Raw genomic sequence first — 19,800 nt, 5'->3', positions numbered from 1 at the left:
AAAGAACTCTACCTTTGTAAACGATAGACTAACACAACATGGATATAAGATTAAATACGATCGAAGAGGCTATTGAAGATCTCAAAGCCGGCAAGGTCATCATCGTTGTTGATGACGAAGATCGTGAAAATGAGGGCGATTTCGTTACTGCTGCCCGCAATGCCACACCTGAAGTGATCAACTTCATGGCGACGCATGGACGTGGCCTCGTATGCGCCCCGCTTACGCAGGAACGCTGCGCGGAGCTGAATTTAGGCCTGATGGTCGGTCAAAATACTGCGGTATACGAAACAAATTTCACCGTATCTGTAGATCTTCAAGGCTACGGTTGTACGACCGGCATATCGGCTTCGGACCGTTCCAAAACAATCAAAGCATTAATAGACCCCAATATTCGCCCGGAAGAGTTAGGAAGACCAGGCCATATTTTCCCATTGATAGCGAAAGACGGCGGAGTGTTGCGCCGCACGGGGCATACCGAGGCCAGCGTCGACTTGGCGCGTTTGGCAGGTTTTGAACCCGCCGGTGTATTGGTCGAGATACTAAAAGATGATGGCGAAATGGCTCGACTGCCAGACTTGATGGAGGTCGCGAAGCGCTTCGATCTAAAAATTATCAGCATCGAAGACCTTATTGAATACAGGTTGAAACACGACTCGATGATCGATGAGGAAGAGACCGTTAACATGCCAACACAATGGGGTGATTTCAAACTTAAGGCGTTTACGCAAAAGAATACGGGCGAACAGCATTTAGCACTTTACAAAGGCGAATGGGATGAAAACGAGCCTATCCTTGTTCGTGTACATAGCTCTTGCATCACGGGGGATATCTTCGGTTCCTGCCGTTGTGATTGTGGACCGCAGCTTCATAAAGCCATGCAGATGATCCAGGAAGAAGGAAAAGGCATTGTTGTCTACATGAATCAGGAAGGCCGTGGAATTGGCCTGATTAACAAATTGCATGCTTACAAATTGCAGGAACAGGGTATTGACACGGTCGATGCAAACCTACAACTTGGTTTCAAGGCCGATCTACGCGATTACGGTGTTGGTGCGCAAATATTAAGGCAGATGGGTGTTACGAAAATGCGCCTCATGTCTAACAATCCAACAAAACGTGCCGGCTTGGTAGGCTACGGACTAGAAGTGGTCGAAAATGTAGAGATCGAGATCGAATCAAATCCTTTCAATGAGGATTACTTGCGAACCAAACGAGATCGCATGGGTCACTCCATTATGAAAGGTCATTAACAAGACGCCATCCTGATAACGGATGGCGTTTTTTGTTACAACATTTTAATAACTTGACTGTTTTCATGACAACGCTTACTATTTGGTCGGAAAATAGTAAAAAAACAAGAAACTTTATGAGCACAACGCTTTTCACAGAGAAAGCCTACATAGGAGGTAAATTTATAACAGGAAAAAAGACTTTTCCCGTTATCAATCCCGCAACGGGTAGATCAATAGGTACAGTTCCCGATCTGACTATCGAGGACACGAAGAAAGCTATTAAAGCAGCAGAAAAAGCTTGGCTTGACTGGAAAAATGTTTCCGTTGGCGATCGCTGTCGGCTGGTCCGCAAAATCTTTGAACTGATTGACGAGCATAAAGAGGAGATTGCAGAGATCATGACCAAGGAAAGTGGAAAACCGCTTACGGAATCGCTGGTTGAGGTGGATTACGCAAATTCATTTATGGAATGGTTTTCGGAGGAGGGCAAGCGTGCCTATGGCGAAACCATACCGTCGACCAAGCCCGGTACTCGCCTCGCAACCATTAAACAAGGGGTGGGCGTTGTCGCAGCAATCACGCCGTGGAATTTTCCCTTGGCAATGATCACGCGGAAAGTTGCGCCGGCTTTGGTTGCCGGGTGCACCGTTGTTCTAAAACCTGCGTCGCAAACCCCGTTTTCTGCGCTCGCGTTAGCAAAAATAGCGGAACTTGCAGGGATTCCTAAAGGTGTACTCCACATTATCACCTCGAAAGATAGCAAAGGTGTAGGAAAAGAATTAGCCACAAATACCTTGGTGCGCAAGATCTCCTTCACGGGCTCTACGTCGGTAGGCATTACCCTCATGCAGCAGGCGGCAACAACGGTGAAACGCGTATCAATGGAACTCGGAGGCAATGCACCCTTTATCGTGTTCGACGATGCCGATATCGACAAGGCAGTTGAAGGTGCGCTAGCCGGTAAATTTAGAAATGCGGGGCAAACCTGTGTTGCTGTCAACCGGTTTTATGTACAAGAAGGTATCTATCAAGAGTTTTCGGAACGGCTCATTACCGCTGTCAAAAAACTGAAGGTCGGAGACGGTCTAAAGAAAGGCATCCAAGTCGGTCCCTTGATCAACAAAGACGGTTTAGAAAAAGTAAAAAATCACGTGGAAGACGCGCTTGCGAAAGGCGCTACGATAGGTACCGGTGGCAAGGTTATAAAAGACCTCTTCTTCGAGCCTACCGTATTGCTGCATGTTCCGCACCAGGCGGCTATTGCGCAAGAGGAGACATTCGGCCCGATTTGTTCCTTGTTTTCATTTAAAACAGAAGAAGAAGCTATTACATTGGCAAACGACACGCCATTTGGTCTAGCAGCGTATTTTTATTCTTCCAATATCTTCAGATGTCAACGGGTAGCGGAGGGTATTGAATCAGGCATGGTTGGAATAAATACTGGAATGGTTTCCAACGCCTCAGCGCCTTTCGGGGGGATTAAGCAATCTGGTTTAGGCCGCGAGGGGGCCAAATATGGTCTTGATGAATATGTAGAAGTGAAATATCTGTGTTATGGAGCGTAATGCCCCATAACACAGGCTTACTACTACCAAAGGTGATAGCGTAAACCAAACATAATGAAATTGGGATCAAACTGTTCCCAATCGAAATGATATTTTACTTTGTAGCCCCCATACACCGATACATTTGCTTCAGGGAAATAATAACTTACGCCTAATTGGCTATTTGCCACGGTAAAACTCCTGCGCGCTTCCGGTGTAACCACCTCCACATCGTCCTCGTTAAAGCGGTAAAAATCCTGACTGAGGCCGGCGCCAACAAAAACATTGAAGTTACTTTGTTCCCGATCCAAAAAGGAGAAAAGATAGTCTGCACCTGCGGCAACGTAACCATTTCGTCCGTAGACCTGAGCTTGCACGGAGGAGAAGGTACCAAAGTCGTATTTTCCTTGAATACCGAACGCCCCATTATACGTCGGTGCTTTCAATTGCACATCGCCGTAAAAACCAAAGGCCCATTCGTGGTCTTCCTGCGCGCTCGCCGTCATAGCAAGCAAGATCAGGGTAAAAAGTAAGCTGATATTTTTCATAATTCAATCGTTTAATCTATATGCTCTCCTTGCGATTTTCTGTACTTTTTATACAGCTTAATCAATATCATGAGTAAAACGGCTAGCCCGATTAAGCCCAATACCCCAAAAATCCAATCAACTGCAGTCCGTAGCACCACCAAAAAGACGATAGCGAACAGGACAATGGTTGACAGCTCATTCCACAGGCGAAGCTGTGATGATGTCCATTTACAACGTTCGAGAGACAACATTGTTTTTATATGCTGACATTTAAAATGGTAAAAAACCAATACGCCGACGAAAGCAAGCTTCATCTGCATCCAACCCTGGCTTAGAAAAGCAGGATTTAAATAAAGCATAGTGCAAGCAGAAGCGATGGTGATGTACATCGCTGGCGTCGTAATCACCCACCAAAGCCTACTTTCCATCAGTATGAACTGCGCATGCAAAACGGTATACTCCTGCAAAGTCTTTTGTTTGGCCTCCGTATGATATACGAACAAGCGAGGCATGTAAAACAGGCCAGCCATCCAGCATACCATAAATATGATATGCACTGATTTTGCGTACAGATATAACATGTTTACAACTATAAAAGGTTCGTCTAAAATAAAGACTTAAAACGTCTTGGCAAGAAAACCAATCTTATCATTCAAGCATGCACATTACTTGGTCATACGGCCTCGCCCTGATGCATCTTTTTATCCATGGTCCTTCTCGGAGGGCACTCTTCCCTAATATCTAAATTCCTTGACAACCTCAATCGCATGTTTCACGTTATCAAAAGGGATATCTGGCATAATACCATGGCCCAAATTGAAGATAAAACCATGTTGATCACGCATTCTTTCAAATAATTGATGTATTTTTTCGGTGATCACGTTCTTATCCGCGTAAAGCACAAAAGGATCTAAGTTGCCCTGCACCGCTATACCTTCAGGAAGCGCTTGCTTGATATTTTTCAGGTCGGCATTCCAATCGACTGAAATGACATCCGGATTAGCTTCTGCCATCATTGGCGCAAATACCGAAGATCCTTTGCAGAATGATATGACAGGCACAGAGCGCTTGATATTAGCCAAGATATACGTATTGTAATAATGCGAAAAATCCCGATAATCATTCCACGACAAGGCAAGTGCCCAACTATCAAAAAGCTGAACGGCATTCACACCCGCATCAATCTGCATATTCAGGTATTGGATGGTGACGTCCGCAATCTTTTGCAAAATATAGTGCGCTAATGCTGGTTCGTTATTCAATAGCAATTTGGTGCGTTTAAAATCCTTTGAAGATCCACCTTCAACCAAATAACTTAATATAGTAAACGGAGCACCGGCAAAACCAATCAGCGGGATGCTTCCGGCTAAGCGCTGCTGTATAACGCGAATAGCGTCCGCGACGTACTGCAGTTTGTCCAAACAATCTACCGCTAAGTTTTCCGCATCGGCCTTGCTTCTAACGGGATTGCTGAAGCGGGGTCCTACGCCTTGCTCGAATGAAAGATCACCACCCATTGCCTCTGCGGTGACGAGGATATCCGAAAACAGGATGGCCGCATCAATTCCCAATAGATCGACAGGAAGCATAGTCACGTCAGCCGCTATTTCGGGCGTCTTGCACATCTCCAAAAAGCTGTATTTGTTTTTTATCTCCCAATATTCTGGCATAAAGCGCCCTGCTTGACGCATCATCCATACGGGAGGTCGCTCTGTTTTCTGTGACAGCGCCGCTCTGATTAAAAGGTCGTTCTGTAAAGTTTGATTCACTTAGCTGTATTTATTTAGTTCTAATTCTATTTTTTGAATAATGCCGAGCTGCCTTTCGGTAAGCCTCAATTTCTTCGCTAGTTCAATGTAAGCAGGAACACGCTCATAATTTTTTTTGCGCAGATTGATATTGGCGAGATTAATAAGGACAAAGCCTTTCTCCGTATCGCGTTTCCAAGGTAGGCGTGATGCGAGCTGAAAATGGTATTCTGCTTCATCTACACTATCCTGCTTCAGCCGAATGTTTCCCATCATAAACTCATAATAATTACGACGCCCTTTACGCAAGTTGTTCGGGTTCTTGATCTCCGCGAGTAAGCGCTCCGTCTTTTCGTAATCTTGTTTATGAAAGGCTTGCGTGGCCAGAAAAACCGTCCCTTCACGAAAGTGACTCCAAATGACATAGCCTATGCCTCCAAGGATGTAGACGGTAACGCTGTAATGCTGCGCATAGAGCGCATAAAGAAGGAAGGCCACCGCGATGGCGATGACAATCATCCTGGATCGAGTATTCATGTGCCTTAGACTGTTGGCGTATCGGTAAACTTATACCCTACCCCACGTATGGAATGAAAAAATACCGGATGCTTTTGATCGGGTTCAAAATATTTACGAAAGGTGAGGATAAAATTATCGATCGTTCTGGTGGATGGATAAACATCATAATTCCAAACTGTTTCGAGAATTTGCTCACGAGAAACAGCTTCGTTTTTACGCTCGATGAGTAATTTCAACAACATCGTTTCTTTTTTCGTCAACGAGGTTATCGTCCCATCGGCATGATGCAATTCGTAAGAATTGAAGTATATGGTTTTGTCGCCAATGCTGTACGAATTAAATTCCTTCAGATCGTCGGCTTTTAACCCTCGGCGAATGAGATTACCGACGCGTAAGATAAGCTCCTCCAGATTGAAGGGCTTCACTAAATAATCATCGGCACCCTTTTTCAATCCGGTGATACGGTCTTCACTGCTATTTTTAGCTGTTAGGAACATAATGGGCACTTCCGTGTTTTGAAGACGAATGGTTTCTGCAACTTGGAACCCGTCGATTTCCGGAATCATGACATCAAGCACCACAAGGTTGAATCGCTCTTCCTTAAAGATGCGAAGTGCTTTTTTGCCGTCGGTAGCCGTTGTTACACGGTAACCTTCCAATTCTAGATTTAATTTGATGGCTTCCAACAAATGTTCTTCGTCTTCCACCAAAAGTATACGCTGTTTAGCTTGCATAGTTTTCAAATGTTACTTCAAAAATACTCCCAGATGGAGTGTTATCTTTTACCTTTATCGAGGCATTATGTTTCTGCAATACGGTCTTCACTATATACAACCCTAAACCTGTGCCTTTAGTTTTCCGTGTAGATTCATTTCCAACGCGATAAAACTTATTGAATACGTTTTTTTTCTCTTCTTCCGGAATACCCTGGCCATGATCTGCAACAGAAAACGTAAGCTTCCCCAGTTCACTTTTCTTTAATTGCACAATGACATTGGCGCATGGCGGGGAATATTTAATGGCATTTTCGACAAGGTTGTTCACCACATTGGTAATCGCGAACTTGTCGGCGTGAATGACCACATGCTGATCAAGCTCTGGCTTGATGACCTGCGAGCTGCACGCATTTTTCTGCAATCTGTCAACCACAGAATTAATCACCTCGGTAAAGTCGAAATCTTCCTTCGGAAGATTAAAGCTGCGGCTCTCCAGCTTCGTAGTCAACAACACATTTTCTACCAAGTCATCCAAACGTTCGATATCTTTCAGCGAATTCGTCAAAAACATTTTTTGCTGCTCACGATCCAAATCGCGCTTTAAGATCGTCTGTATATACAACTTTACGGAAGCCAACGGCGATTTCAATTCATGCGTTACCGAAAGCAAAAAATTTTGTTGTTGTTGCTGCTGCTTATGCTCCCGGCTAAAGAGTTTTTTGAGACGCATGGCGCCCCAGATAAAGATAAGCAAAAAGAAAATCCCTTCCCCGATAATCATCCCCTTGCGTTCGGGTTCATAGCTCACCAGCAAATATCCCCACCAACCCAATTGCATGACCGCGTAAAACACCAGGAAATAAAATAAAACAAGCGCTCTTTTCATATACCAATTATCAAACAGCACAAAAGTACATATTTGAAGTAGTCATTGGAAATACTATACTTTTTTTGACACTAATACGAAATACGCCTACCTGCCAACTAATGGATGATGAACAATTCACCCGCTCGTAGATCGCTATTGGCAGTATGATGGTAGACATTTTATAAATCCTTTCCTATATTTGCACATGTTTTTTGATAAAAAAGATATTTTTTTCGATCTCGACCACACCATCTGGGATTTTGATCGGAATGCGCGAGAGACCTTGCACGATCTTTACCATAAGTACAGGTTTGACCAGCTGACCGGAACAAGCACGTCCGATACCTTTATTGAAACCTATACAGTAAATAACCATCGGCTTTGGGATTTGTATCATCATGGCAAAATTGATAAACAAACATTGCGAAAATCAAGGTTTGCCGATACCTTCACCCAGCTTGGGCTTTCGCCGTCGCTTTTCCCGCTGATGTTTGAAGAGGAATATTTAGCGATTTGCCCCACGAAAACTAACCTATTTTCCCATGCGCATGAGACATTGGCCTATTTGCAATCTAAGTACCGCTTACACCTGATCTCTAATGGCTTTAAGGAAGCGTGTGAAATGAAATTAGCCAACAGCAAGCTCTCGGATTACTTCCAAACCATTGTCATTTCGGAAAATGTGGGCGTTAATAAACCCGACCCTGCCATATTCCATTACGCCATTAACAACGGTGCCGCAGCTATAGATACGTCCGTCATGATCGGCGATAATATTGACGCGGATATCCGAGGGGCTCAAAATGTAGGCATCGATGCCATATTTTTTAATGTCATAGGCGTCGAGAAGCCCACTGATATTAAACATATGGTCACCGATCTGAAGGAGTTGCAAAGTTATTTTTAGCGATAAAGCTAACGCTTGATAATTAAAAATTAACACACTGGTATCCGAATTTTAGGGCAGCCGGAATTCCAGCAGATTAGGGGTTGCTTGTTGGTCCAGAAAACGCTTTCGTTCTATCAGATAACACGTATAACACCCCGTTGATAACAATGGATAATCCGATATTCGTTAAAAGAGGTAAGACAAGTAACACCTTTGGCCCTAACCACATCAGCAACCAAAAGAGTATAATCAGAAAGAGGCTGCATGTTGATTTTAGAAAGAAGTAGTTTTTTTTCTTACTCAACAAAAATCTCTTTACAATTTCCAGCGGGAACAAAATCCCAATGAGAATGAACAATGATGGCAATGGATAGCCCGTTTCGTGCAGCAATTTTGATAAATAAATTTCAACATTGTTGTACCGAGCATCATAAAGAATGTATTGACCCCTCATGATATATCCAAAATCCGGGAAGATAAACGTGATTGGTAGCACGACAAAAGCAAGAACCGTATTGATGGTTATTTTTCTCATTAAGACACTCATTTCCGAAGCATTAATTAATACCGCTGTAGCTCAATTACTATAAAGATAAAAATAATAACAAAATTAATTTAAAATTTTCCTTAGATTTACTAATACAATCATGTAGCGACAAGAAGCAGATTTTCGAACAAGAATGGGTTGACCTCAGCTAACTGAAGGATATGCCAAGTTTCGACTGGAATTTGCAAGGGTTTTATTAAAAGCAGTGCTCGCTGACAATCAGAAAAAGAGAAAATGATTATCAAGCGAGATGATCACGATATCATTTGTAGCTGTTGCAAAACTTCTCCCCTATCGATACATCGATAATAATACGTACAATTTAATCATGTTATCTGCATATAAATTTTGATGAATATAAGTATTGCTATACCGTCACTTCTTCTATCTGTAATCGCCTTCGTTTCTTGCAAAAAAGCCGAAAGTGTTAGGGATGAGCTTGTCGGAAAAGTAGAATACAGATTATCATCGCTGCATTCGCATGAACCTATGGATTTAAATTTTGACGGCGTAAAGAGTTCGGACTTGTTACGCGAGATACCATCTTTTTACAATAAACCGCTCTACATAAATTTTGATATACGGTTAGTAAACGTTCTATGGATGGAACCCTCGTATACAAATAAGCATATTGGCTTTCTACACGCATGGCACCTCCGATCATTATGTTCCGGTACAAAACCCCTATCATTTTAAGATCGTTAGCGATGAGCTGCTTAGGACAACACACAATCTTGAGAACAACAATTACACCTTTACAATGCCAAAAGAAATAAAAATTGAAAGGGGAGGAAGACTAACCTTTACCGCAAGACAGCGATTTATGACACCCGACGGCATTATGGAAGTGAACATTTTTGCTGTTTACAAAAAGCAATAGTTTCATATTAGTAACCTTACCGAGGTTTCAATTGATATTCAACCTATCTACCCCTCACAAAATAAGGCGCCTATATTTTGATTTCGCACATTAATACCCACTCCATTTAAGATCCTGTAAATCAATTATAAAAGATAATAAATTATACAATTGTTTAAAAAAAACACATAAACAACAAAAATAAGGTTAAATTTTTAAAAAGTGTTTTTAGATTAAATATTTTGATCAAAGATGTATTTTTATTATATTAGAATCAGGAGACCAATATTTACAAACTAAATAAGCTAACGGAGTTACGTGTAGAGAGAAAAAAAATCAAACAATTAGATACACCGATAAAAAATAATGAAATATGATAAAAACAACGATCATTTATAACTGTATTGCTGTTTCCCTCGTAGGAATCATACTCGCATTGCCCTTCATCAGCGTACCGATTTCTGTATCGGCGCCAGGAAAGGTAAGGCCTGTGCATGAAAACAGCAGGATTATATCTCTTGTAGGCGGTCGCATTGTTAAATCATATATACATATTAACAACCAAGTTGTACAAGAAGGAGATACCCTACTTGTCCTTACTTCGGAATCGCTACGCAGTAAGAGAATACACCAAGAAAACATGCGGAAGGATTATTCCGCACAACTGGAAGACTTAGAGAATCTTACCTCTAAAAAGCCGAACTATGTTATGCGGACGGGTCTATATCGAACAGAGCGCAGCTCTTTGGAGATGAAACTGGCTGAAATACAGACACAGCTCAACTTAGCTGAAAAAGAGCTGCAACGTAACGAAACATTACTCAACGCGGGGGTCATACCGCTATCTGAATACGAGAAAAGCCTATACAACCATCAGAAGTTGGTTAAGCATAAGAAAAGCACTTATGATCAACAAATAGCAGTTTGGCATGGAAAAAAAAGAGAAATAGAACAACAGATTCGATCATCAGCAACTGATATGCTGAATATAGGGCTTGAAGAAGAAAACTACGTTATTAAAGCTTCAATAACCGGAACTATAACTAACCTGCAGGGATTTACTACCGGTAGTTATATCACGCAGGGCCAACATGTCGCTGATATTTCGCAAGAAGAATCATTAATTGCAGAATGCTATGTCCCCCCTTCATCGATTGGTTTTACAACCATAGGACAATTAGTTCGGCTTCAAATCGACGCCTATAATTACAATCAGTGGGGTATGCTCGATGGGGTTGTCACAGACATAGATAATAATGTGGTGATCAATGAACGTACCGGCGAATCCTATTTCGTCGTTCGTTGCAAATTGCAAAAAGATCATCTATCGCTAAAGAATGGATATCAAGCGCGGATAGGTAAAGGCAACTCATTCACGGCGAGGTTCTATTTAACAGATCGAACTTTATGGCAATTATTACTCGACCGAGTCGATGATTGGTTTAATCCGCATCATTTGAGCAACTGATAAAGTAAGCGAGCATATGAAAGTAAATACAAAGATCAAGCAACACGATTTACGCGATTGCGGAGCCGCCTGCCTAGCATCTGTAGCCGCTCACTACGGCCTGGGGTTACCAATAGCTAAAATTCGTCAGATCTGCCATACCGACAACAGAGGCACGAACGTAATGGGGCTGATTCAAGGGTTAGCCACCATGGGTTTCCACGCCAAAGGCGTCAAAGGTGGTTTAGATGCGCTATTGCAAATTCCTACGCCTACTATAGCTCACGTTGTACTGAAACAGCAACTGCAGCACTACGTCGTCATTTACAAAGTTAACAAGCAACACGTCACCGTGATGGATCCTGGCGTAGGAAAATTTGAGAAATATACCCACAAGGAGTTTCAAGAGGTTTGGAGCGGTGTATTAGTCCTATTAGAACCGAATGAGTATTTTCAACAACGAAATGAAAAAACCTCGATGTATAGCCGGTTTTGGAATCTCATCAAACCCCATAAATCTATAGTCTTCCAAGCACTTATTGGCGCTATCCTTTACACCATACTTGGACTATCCACTTCTATTTACATCGAGAAAATCACAGACTATGTATTGATAGATGGCAATCTCCGATTACTAAACCTACTTTCAATCGGCATGGTAATCATACTGCTATTCCAATTGTTTATCGGAGCGGTGAAAAGCGTCCTGATCCTACAGACGGGACAACGCATTGACAGGTACCTTATACTCGGTTACTATAAACATTTGCTATCCTTACCGCAACGATTCTTCGACACAATGAAAGTGGGCGAAATAATCTCTCGTGTAAATGATGCTGTTAAAATAAGAACGTTTATCAATGACGCGTCTATCCAGATTGTGGTTAACATCTTCATCGTGATTTTTTCCTTTGCGCTCATGTTCACGTACTACTGGAAGTTAGCGCTCATCGTTGCTACCGTAATACCACTCTACATTTTCGTGTATTGGCTTACCAATAAACTGAACAAGCGTGTCGAAAGACGTTTGATGGAAGAGTCGGCAGAGCTTGAATCACATCTTGTTGAATCCCTAAACGCTGTTCGAACAATCAAACAATTCGGTACAGAAGCTTTTTCAAACAATAAAACCGACACTACGTTTTCCTCACTACTCAAAACCATCTATAAATCGGTATTAAACAGTCTTTTCTCAAGCACCTCGACGGAATTCTTATCACGCATTTTTACCATTGTTCTCTTGTGGGTGGGCGCCGGCTATGTCATCGACAGAACAATCACGCCGGGTGAACTTCTGTCTTTTTATGCGTTGATCGGATACTTCACTTCGCCGGTAGGTGATCTGATTAATATGAACAAGACCATACAAAACGCATTAATAGCATCAGACCGCCTTTTCGAAATTATGGATCTGGAGAGGGAAGAATCAACCGAAAAAATTGATCTGGAACCTGCGCATGTTGGACACATCGTTTTCGACAATGTATCGTTCCGTTATGGCTCAAGAGCTACCGTTCTCAGCAACGTCAGCTGCCAATTCGAAATGGGAAAAACCACCGCAATTGTCGGCGAAAGTGGTTCGGGAAAAAGCACGATTGCTTCCCTTATACAGAATTTGTATCCTTTAAAGGAAGGCAAGATATCGTTGGGCGACTATGACATCAAGTATATATCACATTATTCACTGCGATCGCTTGTTTCCTCGGTTCCACAAGACATACATCTCTTTTCTGGAAACGTAATTGAGAATATTGCTCTCGGGGAGGAAATCCCAAATATGCAACGGGTTATCCAGATAACGAAGGATCTCGGTATCCTCGAGTTTGTTGAAAAGCTTCCACAAGGCTTATTGACACACTTGGGCGAAAATGGGGCACTGCTGTCCGGAGGACAGAAACAGCGGATCGCAATCGCAAGGGCTCTGTACAAGCAGCCGGAAATATTGATTCTCGACGAAGCGACATCAGCACTTGATTCGGCATCGGAACAAACCATTCAAAATGCGCTTGAAGTGCTAAAAAAACAACAAAAAACGATGATCATCATCGCACATAGATTAAGCACCATCGCAAACGCAGATAAAATTATGGTTCTAAATAGCGGACAGTTAATGGAAGAAGGAACACATAAAGAACTCCTGATGCGCGAAAACTCTATATACAAGCGCATGTGGGACAAACAAACTACGACGCTGTAAAACCTAAATGAGGCATGACATGACAAAATTTTTAATAGTTACTTTTCTGAACTTTACACAGTCATTACTATTCGCACAAGAAACGAAATACTGGACGTTAAAAAATTGTGTTGACTACGCTTTAGAAACAAACACGGAAATTCAACGCCAGCAAGTTGACGTTGCGATGAAAACCACAGGAGTTCGCATCGCCAAGAAAGAGCGGCTTCCTTCCATAACGGGGTACTCAAACGTACATTCCATCTTCGGGCGTTCTCAAGACATATTTGGAAACATCCAGCGGAACGATAACCTAAACAGTAACATGGGCCTCACATCAGAGATTATGCTTTACAACTTTGGGGCACTAAAAAGCCAAGCTAGAAAAAGCAAATTAGAAACGGAAATAGCGGAATTGGAAATGGATATTATTAAGCGTACAGTGACTATACAGATTGTTCAGGCCTACCTGGAACTACTACTGAAACAGTCGATTCTTCAAACGCACGATTCTGCCGTAACCAATGCACATTCTTTACATATGCGAGCGAAGCTAACTTATGAGGCGGGAAGCACCTCACAAAGTGAATTGTATGAGGCTAAAGCAACATTAGTGAGAGCGCAGCAGGAACAGGCGGTCGCCAAGTTAGCAATGGATCGTGCAAAATTAAACTTAGCGCAATTGATGCTTTTGGATGATCACAGCCAACTGCTTATTAAATTTGATGCTGGAACTAACACGTTTAGATTGCCCAATAGCCTTTCGGAAAGCGATGCATACTCAGCTTCATACATAATTGACCCAAAAGTGAAGCAGATCGGCAAGCGACTTCTTGAAAACGAAATGGAAAGAAAGATTATCAGAGGAGATCGCCATCCGCGGGTTACCGGCTCCGCTACCTTTGGAAGTACCTATTTCAACCCATTTGCCTTCCAGCAGCGCCTGGGCAACTTCTTCACACAAACAGGTAACAATTTTGCGCAGCAAGTCGCTATTACGGCCAATATTCCAATTTTCAATAAGGGACAAACGCGATTAAAATTAAAGCAGATAGATTTATCAAGAGTGGGAATCGAACTGGATGAGCAGTTACAAAAACAAGAAATTCGCAAAGAAATACAGCAAATACTATTTGATTTTCGAAGTAATCAAGAACAATATATACACGCTAAGGAAGTGCTGACTTACACGGAGAAGGCCATGGAGTTTGCAAAAAAGAGTTACGAGGCAGGCCGCAGCAGCATCTACGACTACAATAACAGTCGGAATAATTTTATCCAAGCGCAGAATGCAGTATTGGAAGCACGCTATAGTACCATCTTCAGCTATAAGATGCTCCTGTACCAAACCACCGGAAGCTACGATGACGAATAAAAGAAGAGTCGTGATATACGCAGCTTCGAATAATTATATGAACCAATAAAGCAATTTGATATGCAGCTATTTAAACACATCGATCGAATTAATTTATTAGATAAGCTAATTCGGCAAAAACGGACAGGAACTCCCAACGAGTTAGCTAAACGACTAGGACTGTCAGTCTCTAGACTGTACAACGTCATCGACGAACTTAAAGGCCGCGGTGCTCCGATTTACTATTCCCGGCAGTTAGGAACATATCTTTATGAAAGCGAATATTCCATCAAGATTACCGTCGATATTACATTATTGGATGAGGACAAGATGTACAATATCTCTGGCGGGCAAAAAATATTTTCGAGCTTTTTGTTCACTACTGTTTTTGTAGAGTGAGCGAAAGTAATTTAGTAGTGTTGATCAACAAGAGCGGAATCCGAAAAGCTTTAAGAGAGTAGGATGCTATTAATTAAATTGTAAAAAATGAAAAATTTAAATTTGGAAAAACTTAGTCTTAAGGAATTGCAAAAAGATGAGCTATTAGAAATACAAGGTGGCGCCAATGCGCTTGTTACGGTTTACGGAGCTGTTGAAGCCGCCTATGAAGGGGTAAAGCGCGGCATTAGATGGATAAAAAACCGATTCTAATAATTATGCTAGGTAGAGTCTTTTGCACTCTACCTACCATATTTAATAACATCTTTATATCTACCACACATCTGTCAAAATGAAGAACTTTCTTATATCTATATCCTCTCTAATCATATATGCAATACCAGCTTATGCGCAGGTTTTGTTCGTTGATCAAAACACAAAAACTCCAATTGCGGCGCTCAATCTTTATACCCAGGAAGGCGAGCTTATTGGCTTTACGGACAACCAGGGAAAATATACAAGCACCCTAGAAAGACAAAGCACACCGGCATTCCCGCTTACAATCAACACACAACATCTATCCTACCAAAGTAAGTCAATCGTATTACAGAACTTATCCGAGCATCAAATAATAGAGGTAGTTCCTAGATCCGTCGAAATAGACGCTATAGAATTAGATTCGAAGCCAGCAGATGTCATCGTATTGACTGGATATTATCGGTCTTTAGAAACTTTTGATTCTAATACCAAATATTTTTCGGACGGAATCGTTCAATTTTACCTACCCCGTAATGGCGGAAAGGTGAGGTATAAACTGTTAGACTATCGGATATTTCGAGATTCTATTGTGCAAAAAGACTTCGATACAAAGATGGGCAGTTATTTTAAAGTAGCAAGGCTACCTAATCTAAGTGGCCACAAATTAATAGACCGACTAAAGCGATACGACATAAATAAGTCGAACCCCAATAAGCTGATTATAGAAAAAAGCAATAAAGAGACAGGACAAATCCATATCTCAGAAAAGGATCAAACGTCGAGATTTCACGTTGACTTAGTTCTGCCCGATACCGTAAAATCACAGAAAATTTTCAGCTTAGAGGCAAAAACGAAAAGCGAAGTTTACCTAGAAAACTATGCATCAAGCAATTTTAATGAGTTAAGTCCATACTATCTGACGAGCCTTTATGAGCATGCCATCGGCAGCATTAAGCGAAAAACAGAATTCGGTCATATACCCTACGAAGATGTTATTCAATTTTATGCAATGGAGCGATCAGGAATAAGTGCCAAAGAGTATAAATTACTCTCGTCAAAACTGGAAAGTAATTTATACAAGACCGAAAAGAAGAGCCAATATTCTTATAAATTTTGGGAAGATCTTGAGCGCTATGCAATCCCAGAAATCAATGATGGCCTAAAATCCAAATTAGGTACTACCATGCTATTGATAGAATGAGCGTAAAACGAAAACCGCCACTGATCATATAAAATCATTTTTACACCCGCTTAACTATTTCGAGATGAATCTCAACAAAACGAATAACAGGTTAAAGAAAACATCCACTTTAGTCCTTATCACATTAGTTGTAGGAGGATTTTTAATTGCCTTGATTAACAATTTTGACGCGTTCTTCGCGGGCTTTAGAAGTATGTTTTAAAGCCTAAACACATATGCAAGAACTAGAAAAAAAAATCAGATCCGACATAGAATTAATTAACGTTTTGCTTGCGGAACTCCGGAAATAGAAACGCGATTACCCTGCTTTTAGTCAAGCTTACCTAAATGCATATGCTGAAAAATAAACTATCGACACTATATGACGAAAAAACTTAATAACATTTATACCTGAAAGGGAACGCCTCCAGGAATTTGCCAAAGGCATATTTACTGTATCGTTCACTATAATGGTTTTAGGAGAGCTGGCAGAATGTTGCGGTCGACTAGTGGGATACATACTGAAGTAAAATCAAGCATGAAAAGACCAATTGCTACGCTGATTTTTATAGCGCTCGTATCTGCACTTCACGGGCAAACTAGGCTACATGATAGCCTAACCAATGAAAATATCGTTGGCGCAAATATCTATAGCGGCGACGGCAATTTGTTAGGTGCTTCAGATGAAGATGGAGTAATTCATTTGGATGCATTAAACAATAGCAAAATTGACTCGATATCGATTCAGCATATTGGGTATGAAAGTAGGATATTGCATTTCTCTACTTTCAAAACATCATCGGTAATCAAACTGCATCCTCGAGAAATAAAAATCGCTGATGTCGAGATAAATAATAAAAGTAAATCTGATTATGTGTGCTTAAGAACGTACTTTCGGAGTTACGAAACCTTTAATGGTAGCAGTAAGTATTTTGTCGATGGAATAGTCGAACATTACCTTCCATTAACAGAGAAGGAAGAGAAAATCTATCGTCGAATTATCGGTTACCGCGTATATACTAACAAGAAGGCTGTTCAAGCTCTTATGGAAACTTTCGGGAAATTATTTACTGATCCACCCAGTCTAGTTGCATTGTACAAGTACGCCAGTTCGAAAGATTTACCCAAAGGGTTTAAGATCATAGAACGTGATAACATCCAACTCATCGAACGCGACGGAATTAATATGGGTTCGGTCCGAAAGACTAATGCGGGCACCATCTATTCCCATTTGGAAAAGGTTGCGAGAGGGACCAAAGTTTCCAGGAGGTTCTTGAGTCTACGAGGGGAACAATATCGAACATCCATTATTGAGCAATTTAAACCAACCCATAGCTTGCACATTTCGATGGACAAACTCATTAGCAAGACTGAGGTTACTGTAGGAGCAGTAAAAAGAAATGCAAAATTCATACCTGCTGAAGCCCTTTCAGAACTGTTCGTTCTGGAAAGAAGCTATCTAAGTAAAGGGGAGGTAGTTTCAATGAAAAATTTATTTACCAAAAGCGTATTTCTAGAAGAAAAAAGCAATTACAAAGACAAATATTGGTTAGACCTAGATCGCTACAATATTCCTGCACTAGCGCCCGGCATAGCCAAACAACTTAGTGAAAATTTAATCTTGATGCAGTAGGTCAAAAAATATTCTTAAGGTTTTTGTTCACTACTGTTTTTGTAGAGTGAGCGAAAGTAATTTAGTAGTGTTGATCAACAAAAGCGGAATCCGAAAAGCTTTAAGAGAGTAGGAGCTAAAATTAAAAACACTGAAAGATGAACAGGGTAGATTTGGAAAAATTTGGGGTTCAGGAATTGAAAACTGATGAAATGGTTGAAATCGATGGTGGATGGAATCAAAATAGCGGGAGAGTTTCAGTTGAAACGATCCGCGTTTGGCAAGATATATGGAAGGGTTTTTTTGATGGTCTTTTAGCTTAATTATTATTGATATGAAAAATACAGAAAGTTTGAACTTTGAAGAATTAACGCAGGCGGAGTTATTGAATTTCGACGGTGGAGTGAGATACCCTGAAGCTTACGAACTAGGAAATAGTATCGGGAACGGAATCAGAAAAGGAATCGCCATAATAGGTATGGCTCTTCTGTTCATGTCTTAATTCGTCTATAGTGGGCATTATTAAGTAATTGCCCACTTTTTTAAGAAAAAGGAACTTTGTGAAAGAAAAATTAAAAGCGGTAGGATATTGTTATTTACTTTTCCTTTCTATTGGCTTTATCCTTATGGCGTTGATAAAATCAATAGATAATTTTTATGTAGTTAGTAATTTGGGTTTACCTAGCATACTCGAACGGGACGCCCTAGTAAGATTAAAGGAATACGTAAATGGGAATAAGACTTATGCCATATTTTTGTCGGCACTCTTTGTGCCGCTGATTGAAGAAGTCATTTTCAGACTTTGGCTTTCATTAAAGCCAAATCATATAGCAATCTCTATCTCCGTTATTGTAGTCAGCCTTGTCTTTCGACTCCGCGATCTGTTCAGCTTTAACTGGCAATCCGTTTTTATAGTCATAACTGCGGCAAGCATCTACAGCATGGTATTTATGTTCTTAAGAAGCAAAGACACCTCTAGCTATATCCGTAAGAATATCCCTACAGTTCTTTTAGGCTCTATTAGTGCTATCTTTTTTGGACTAATTCATATTGGCAACTTTGCGCCATTAAACGGAGATATTTGGTTTCTCTATCCGATTTACATAGTTCCACAGATTATTTTGGGATATTTTGCCGTTTACCTGCGCATAAAACATGGCTTTTTCTACGCACTCCTATTCCATGCATTAATAAATTTTATCGCCATTTACCCGAAACTATAACATCTGTTTGCAGTATGGTAGCGCTTATAATGAGAGGAAGCATGAAGGATCTGTTCGTTTCAATTAAACCAAACACGAATTGACCAAGGGCCAGCTCATAATATTGCAGAACAAAGCTTGACATTTTCAGATAAATTGTTTAATTTAATAAACTTATAAACACTAATAAAAAACCACACATATGAAAAAATCGATAAAATATTTCGAGAATGATTTAGATCGTTTCTGCCTTTGGGCTTTAGTTGGAATCTACCTGATAGATAATTTTGACAGCTTTATTTCTGGCTTGCGTGATGGCTTTCAAAGCATCCTATTTTGAGACTCGCGAAACAAAAATCGCGAGTGTTCATGTAAAAATTACTTGTATGTACGCTTAACTATTTCGTCATGAAATTCAATGAAACGAATAACAGGTTAAAGAAAACATCCACTTTAATCCTTCTCACATTAGTTGTAGGAGGCTTTTTAATTGCCTTTATTAACAATTTTGATGCTTTCCTAGCCGGCTTTAAAAGTATGTTTTAAAGCCTACAGGCATATGCATGAACTAGAGAATAGCTTGTAGACGTTGAGCTGGGATCGGCTCCCGTTTTTCAATCTATTAGAAGAACTAGACATGCACAAACAATATGACGGAAAAGCTTAACCACAAATTATCAGCAAACGTATGCCTCCAACAATTTACCATTGGCATGGTTGCTATATCGTCTACGAGGG

At 40.9% G+C, this 19,800-nt stretch carries 21 protein-coding genes; 14 read left to right on the top strand and 7 right to left on the bottom strand.

The genetic code is table 11. The annotated features are described in order from the left end of the window. Positions 1 to 38 precede the first annotated feature (38 nt). Both B0I21_RS04965 and B0I21_RS04960 read left to right on the top strand, forming a co-directional pair. Complete coding sequence (locus B0I21_RS04965) at positions 39 to 1,253, top strand: bifunctional 3,4-dihydroxy-2-butanone-4-phosphate synthase/GTP cyclohydrolase II (RefSeq protein WP_133639350.1); 1,215 nt, start codon at positions 39 to 41, stop codon at positions 1,251 to 1,253. Positions 1,254 to 1,369: 116 nt separating this feature from the next. After that, the gene (locus B0I21_RS04960) at positions 1,370 to 2,800 is read left to right on the top strand and encodes an NAD-dependent succinate-semialdehyde dehydrogenase (protein ID WP_133639349.1); all 1,431 of its coding nucleotides are present in this window, start codon (positions 1,370 to 1,372) and stop codon (positions 2,798 to 2,800) included. Positions 2,801 to 2,823: 23 nt separating this feature from the next. Here B0I21_RS04960 and B0I21_RS04955 read toward each other — a convergent pair whose 3' ends face one another. The 6 genes from B0I21_RS04955 to B0I21_RS04930 all read right to left on the bottom strand — a co-directional run bounded on the left by B0I21_RS04955 (position 2,824) and on the right by B0I21_RS04930 (position 7,178). Continuing rightward, positions 2,824 to 3,327, bottom strand: a complete 504-nt coding sequence (locus tag B0I21_RS04955; protein WP_133639348.1) for a hypothetical protein — start codon at positions 3,325 to 3,327, stop codon at positions 2,824 to 2,826. Positions 3,328 to 3,338: 11 nt separating this feature from the next. Then, the gene (locus B0I21_RS04950; protein WP_133639347.1) at positions 3,339 to 3,890 is read right to left on the bottom strand and encodes a CopD family protein; all 552 of its coding nucleotides are present in this window, start codon (positions 3,888 to 3,890) and stop codon (positions 3,339 to 3,341) included. Between the two features lie 153 nt (positions 3,891 to 4,043). After that, on the bottom strand, positions 4,044 to 5,078 hold the full coding sequence (gene hemE / locus B0I21_RS04945; protein ID WP_133639346.1) for a uroporphyrinogen decarboxylase: 1,035 nt from the start codon (positions 5,076 to 5,078) through the stop codon (positions 4,044 to 4,046). Beyond that, complete coding sequence (locus B0I21_RS04940) at positions 5,079 to 5,594, bottom strand: hypothetical protein (RefSeq protein ID WP_133639345.1); 516 nt, start codon at positions 5,592 to 5,594, stop codon at positions 5,079 to 5,081. 5 nt (positions 5,595 to 5,599) lie between these two features. Continuing rightward, positions 5,600 to 6,310, bottom strand: a complete 711-nt coding sequence (locus B0I21_RS04935) for a response regulator transcription factor (protein WP_037495336.1) — start codon at positions 6,308 to 6,310, stop codon at positions 5,600 to 5,602. Further along, a complete protein-coding gene (locus B0I21_RS04930; protein ID WP_133639344.1) occupies positions 6,300 to 7,178 on the bottom strand; it encodes a sensor histidine kinase in 879 nt (292 codons plus the stop codon). The genes B0I21_RS04935 and B0I21_RS04930 overlap by 11 nt, the downstream gene beginning before the upstream one ends. A 187-nt stretch (positions 7,179 to 7,365) precedes the next feature. Here B0I21_RS04930 and B0I21_RS04925 point away from each other — a divergent pair, with 187 nt between their 5' ends. Next, a complete protein-coding gene (locus B0I21_RS04925) occupies positions 7,366 to 8,067 on the top strand; it encodes a YjjG family noncanonical pyrimidine nucleotidase (RefSeq protein ID WP_133639343.1) in 702 nt (233 codons plus the stop codon). A gap of 76 nt (positions 8,068 to 8,143) precedes the next feature. Here B0I21_RS04925 and B0I21_RS04920 read toward each other — a convergent pair whose 3' ends face one another. After that, positions 8,144 to 8,584: a hypothetical protein gene (locus B0I21_RS04920; RefSeq protein WP_133639342.1), complete on the bottom strand. Its 441-nt coding sequence runs from the start codon at positions 8,582 to 8,584 to the stop codon at positions 8,144 to 8,146. Positions 8,585 to 9,828: 1,244 nt separating this feature from the next. On the opposite strand from B0I21_RS04920, the gene B0I21_RS04915 reads away from it, so the two are divergent. From B0I21_RS04915 to B0I21_RS20000, 11 genes are all read left to right on the top strand, one after another. Continuing rightward, positions 9,829 to 10,923 carry an HlyD family secretion protein gene (locus B0I21_RS04915; protein ID WP_133639341.1) on the top strand — a complete coding sequence of 365 codons (1,095 nt, stop codon included), beginning with the start codon at positions 9,829 to 9,831 and terminating at the stop codon, positions 10,921 to 10,923. A gap of 16 nt (positions 10,924 to 10,939) precedes the next feature. After that, positions 10,940 to 13,099 (top strand): peptidase domain-containing ABC transporter, encoded by a 2,160-nt coding sequence (locus B0I21_RS04910; RefSeq protein ID WP_133639340.1) that lies wholly within the window; start codon positions 10,940 to 10,942, stop codon positions 13,097 to 13,099. Between the two features lie 19 nt (positions 13,100 to 13,118). Continuing rightward, positions 13,119 to 14,453 carry a TolC family protein gene (locus B0I21_RS04905; protein WP_166637776.1) on the top strand — a complete coding sequence of 445 codons (1,335 nt, stop codon included), beginning with the start codon at positions 13,119 to 13,121 and terminating at the stop codon, positions 14,451 to 14,453. Positions 14,454 to 14,513: 60 nt separating this feature from the next. Then, positions 14,514 to 14,831 (top strand): HTH domain-containing protein, encoded by a 318-nt coding sequence (locus B0I21_RS04900; RefSeq protein WP_133639338.1) that lies wholly within the window; start codon positions 14,514 to 14,516, stop codon positions 14,829 to 14,831. Positions 14,832 to 14,918: 87 nt separating this feature from the next. Then, positions 14,919 to 15,083: a hypothetical protein gene (locus tag B0I21_RS20015; protein ID WP_166637775.1), complete on the top strand. Its 165-nt coding sequence runs from the start codon at positions 14,919 to 14,921 to the stop codon at positions 15,081 to 15,083. 79 nt (positions 15,084 to 15,162) lie between these two features. After that, positions 15,163 to 16,269: a hypothetical protein gene (locus tag B0I21_RS04895; protein ID WP_133639337.1), complete on the top strand. Its 1,107-nt coding sequence runs from the start codon at positions 15,163 to 15,165 to the stop codon at positions 16,267 to 16,269. A 517-nt stretch (positions 16,270 to 16,786) separates the two neighbouring features. Further along, positions 16,787 to 17,881 carry a hypothetical protein gene (locus B0I21_RS04890; protein WP_133639336.1) on the top strand — a complete coding sequence of 365 codons (1,095 nt, stop codon included), beginning with the start codon at positions 16,787 to 16,789 and terminating at the stop codon, positions 17,879 to 17,881. A 137-nt stretch (positions 17,882 to 18,018) separates the two neighbouring features. After that, complete coding sequence (locus B0I21_RS20010) at positions 18,019 to 18,183, top strand: hypothetical protein (RefSeq protein ID WP_166637774.1); 165 nt, start codon at positions 18,019 to 18,021, stop codon at positions 18,181 to 18,183. 11 nt (positions 18,184 to 18,194) lie between these two features. After that, positions 18,195 to 18,362, top strand: coding sequence for a hypothetical protein (locus B0I21_RS20005; protein ID WP_166637773.1), 168 nt, complete (start codon positions 18,195 to 18,197; stop codon positions 18,360 to 18,362). 58 nt (positions 18,363 to 18,420) lie between these two features. Beyond that, a complete protein-coding gene (locus tag B0I21_RS04885) occupies positions 18,421 to 19,083 on the top strand; it encodes a type II CAAX prenyl endopeptidase Rce1 family protein (protein WP_133639335.1) in 663 nt (220 codons plus the stop codon). A 181-nt stretch (positions 19,084 to 19,264) separates the two neighbouring features. Beyond that, entirely contained in the window at positions 19,265 to 19,402 is a 138-nt protein-coding gene (locus tag B0I21_RS20000) for a hypothetical protein (RefSeq protein WP_166637772.1), read from the top strand. Positions 19,403 to 19,800 lie beyond the last annotated feature (398 nt).

Source organism: Sphingobacterium paludis, from assembly GCF_004364125.1.
In the GTDB taxonomy this organism is placed as follows: Bacteria; Bacteroidota; Bacteroidia; order Sphingobacteriales; family Sphingobacteriaceae; genus Sphingobacterium; species Sphingobacterium paludis.
Note: the sequence above shows the minus strand (reverse complement) of the source record. Positions and strands in the feature narration are given on the sequence as shown.

Excerpts from the sequence above, each read along its gene's own strand:
- B0I21_RS04965 (WP_133639350.1), top strand. The coding sequence starts at position 39 with ATGGATATAAGATTAAATACGATCGAAGAGGCTATTGAAGATCTCAAA.
- B0I21_RS04960 (WP_133639349.1), top strand. The coding sequence starts at position 1,370 with ATGAGCACAACGCTTTTCACAGAGAAAGCCTACATAGGAGGTAAATTT.
- B0I21_RS04955 (WP_133639348.1), bottom strand. The coding sequence starts at position 3,327 with ATGAAAAATATCAGCTTACTTTTTACCCTGATCTTGCTTGCTATGACG.
- B0I21_RS04950 (WP_133639347.1), bottom strand. The coding sequence starts at position 3,890 with ATGTTATATCTGTACGCAAAATCAGTGCATATCATATTTATGGTATGC.
- B0I21_RS04940 (WP_133639345.1), bottom strand. The coding sequence starts at position 5,594 with ATGAATACTCGATCCAGGATGATTGTCATCGCCATCGCGGTGGCCTTC.
- B0I21_RS04935 (WP_037495336.1), bottom strand. The coding sequence starts at position 6,310 with ATGCAAGCTAAACAGCGTATACTTTTGGTGGAAGACGAAGAACATTTG.
- B0I21_RS04930 (WP_133639344.1), bottom strand. The coding sequence starts at position 7,178 with ATGAAAAGAGCGCTTGTTTTATTTTATTTCCTGGTGTTTTACGCGGTC.
- B0I21_RS04925 (WP_133639343.1), top strand. The coding sequence starts at position 7,366 with ATGTTTTTTGATAAAAAAGATATTTTTTTCGATCTCGACCACACCATC.
- B0I21_RS04920 (WP_133639342.1), bottom strand. The coding sequence starts at position 8,584 with ATGAGAAAAATAACCATCAATACGGTTCTTGCTTTTGTCGTGCTACCA.
- B0I21_RS04915 (WP_133639341.1), top strand. The coding sequence starts at position 9,829 with ATGATAAAAACAACGATCATTTATAACTGTATTGCTGTTTCCCTCGTA.
- B0I21_RS04910 (WP_133639340.1), top strand. The coding sequence starts at position 10,940 with ATGAAAGTAAATACAAAGATCAAGCAACACGATTTACGCGATTGCGGA.
- B0I21_RS04905 (WP_166637776.1), top strand. The coding sequence starts at position 13,119 with ATGACAAAATTTTTAATAGTTACTTTTCTGAACTTTACACAGTCATTA.
- B0I21_RS04900 (WP_133639338.1), top strand. The coding sequence starts at position 14,514 with ATGCAGCTATTTAAACACATCGATCGAATTAATTTATTAGATAAGCTA.
- B0I21_RS20015 (WP_166637775.1), top strand. The coding sequence starts at position 14,919 with ATGAAAAATTTAAATTTGGAAAAACTTAGTCTTAAGGAATTGCAAAAA.
- B0I21_RS04895 (WP_133639337.1), top strand. The coding sequence starts at position 15,163 with ATGAAGAACTTTCTTATATCTATATCCTCTCTAATCATATATGCAATA.
- B0I21_RS04890 (WP_133639336.1), top strand. The coding sequence starts at position 16,787 with ATGAAAAGACCAATTGCTACGCTGATTTTTATAGCGCTCGTATCTGCA.
- B0I21_RS20010 (WP_166637774.1), top strand. The coding sequence starts at position 18,019 with ATGAACAGGGTAGATTTGGAAAAATTTGGGGTTCAGGAATTGAAAACT.
- B0I21_RS20005 (WP_166637773.1), top strand. The coding sequence starts at position 18,195 with ATGAAAAATACAGAAAGTTTGAACTTTGAAGAATTAACGCAGGCGGAG.
- B0I21_RS20000 (WP_166637772.1), top strand. The coding sequence starts at position 19,265 with ATGAAAAAATCGATAAAATATTTCGAGAATGATTTAGATCGTTTCTGC.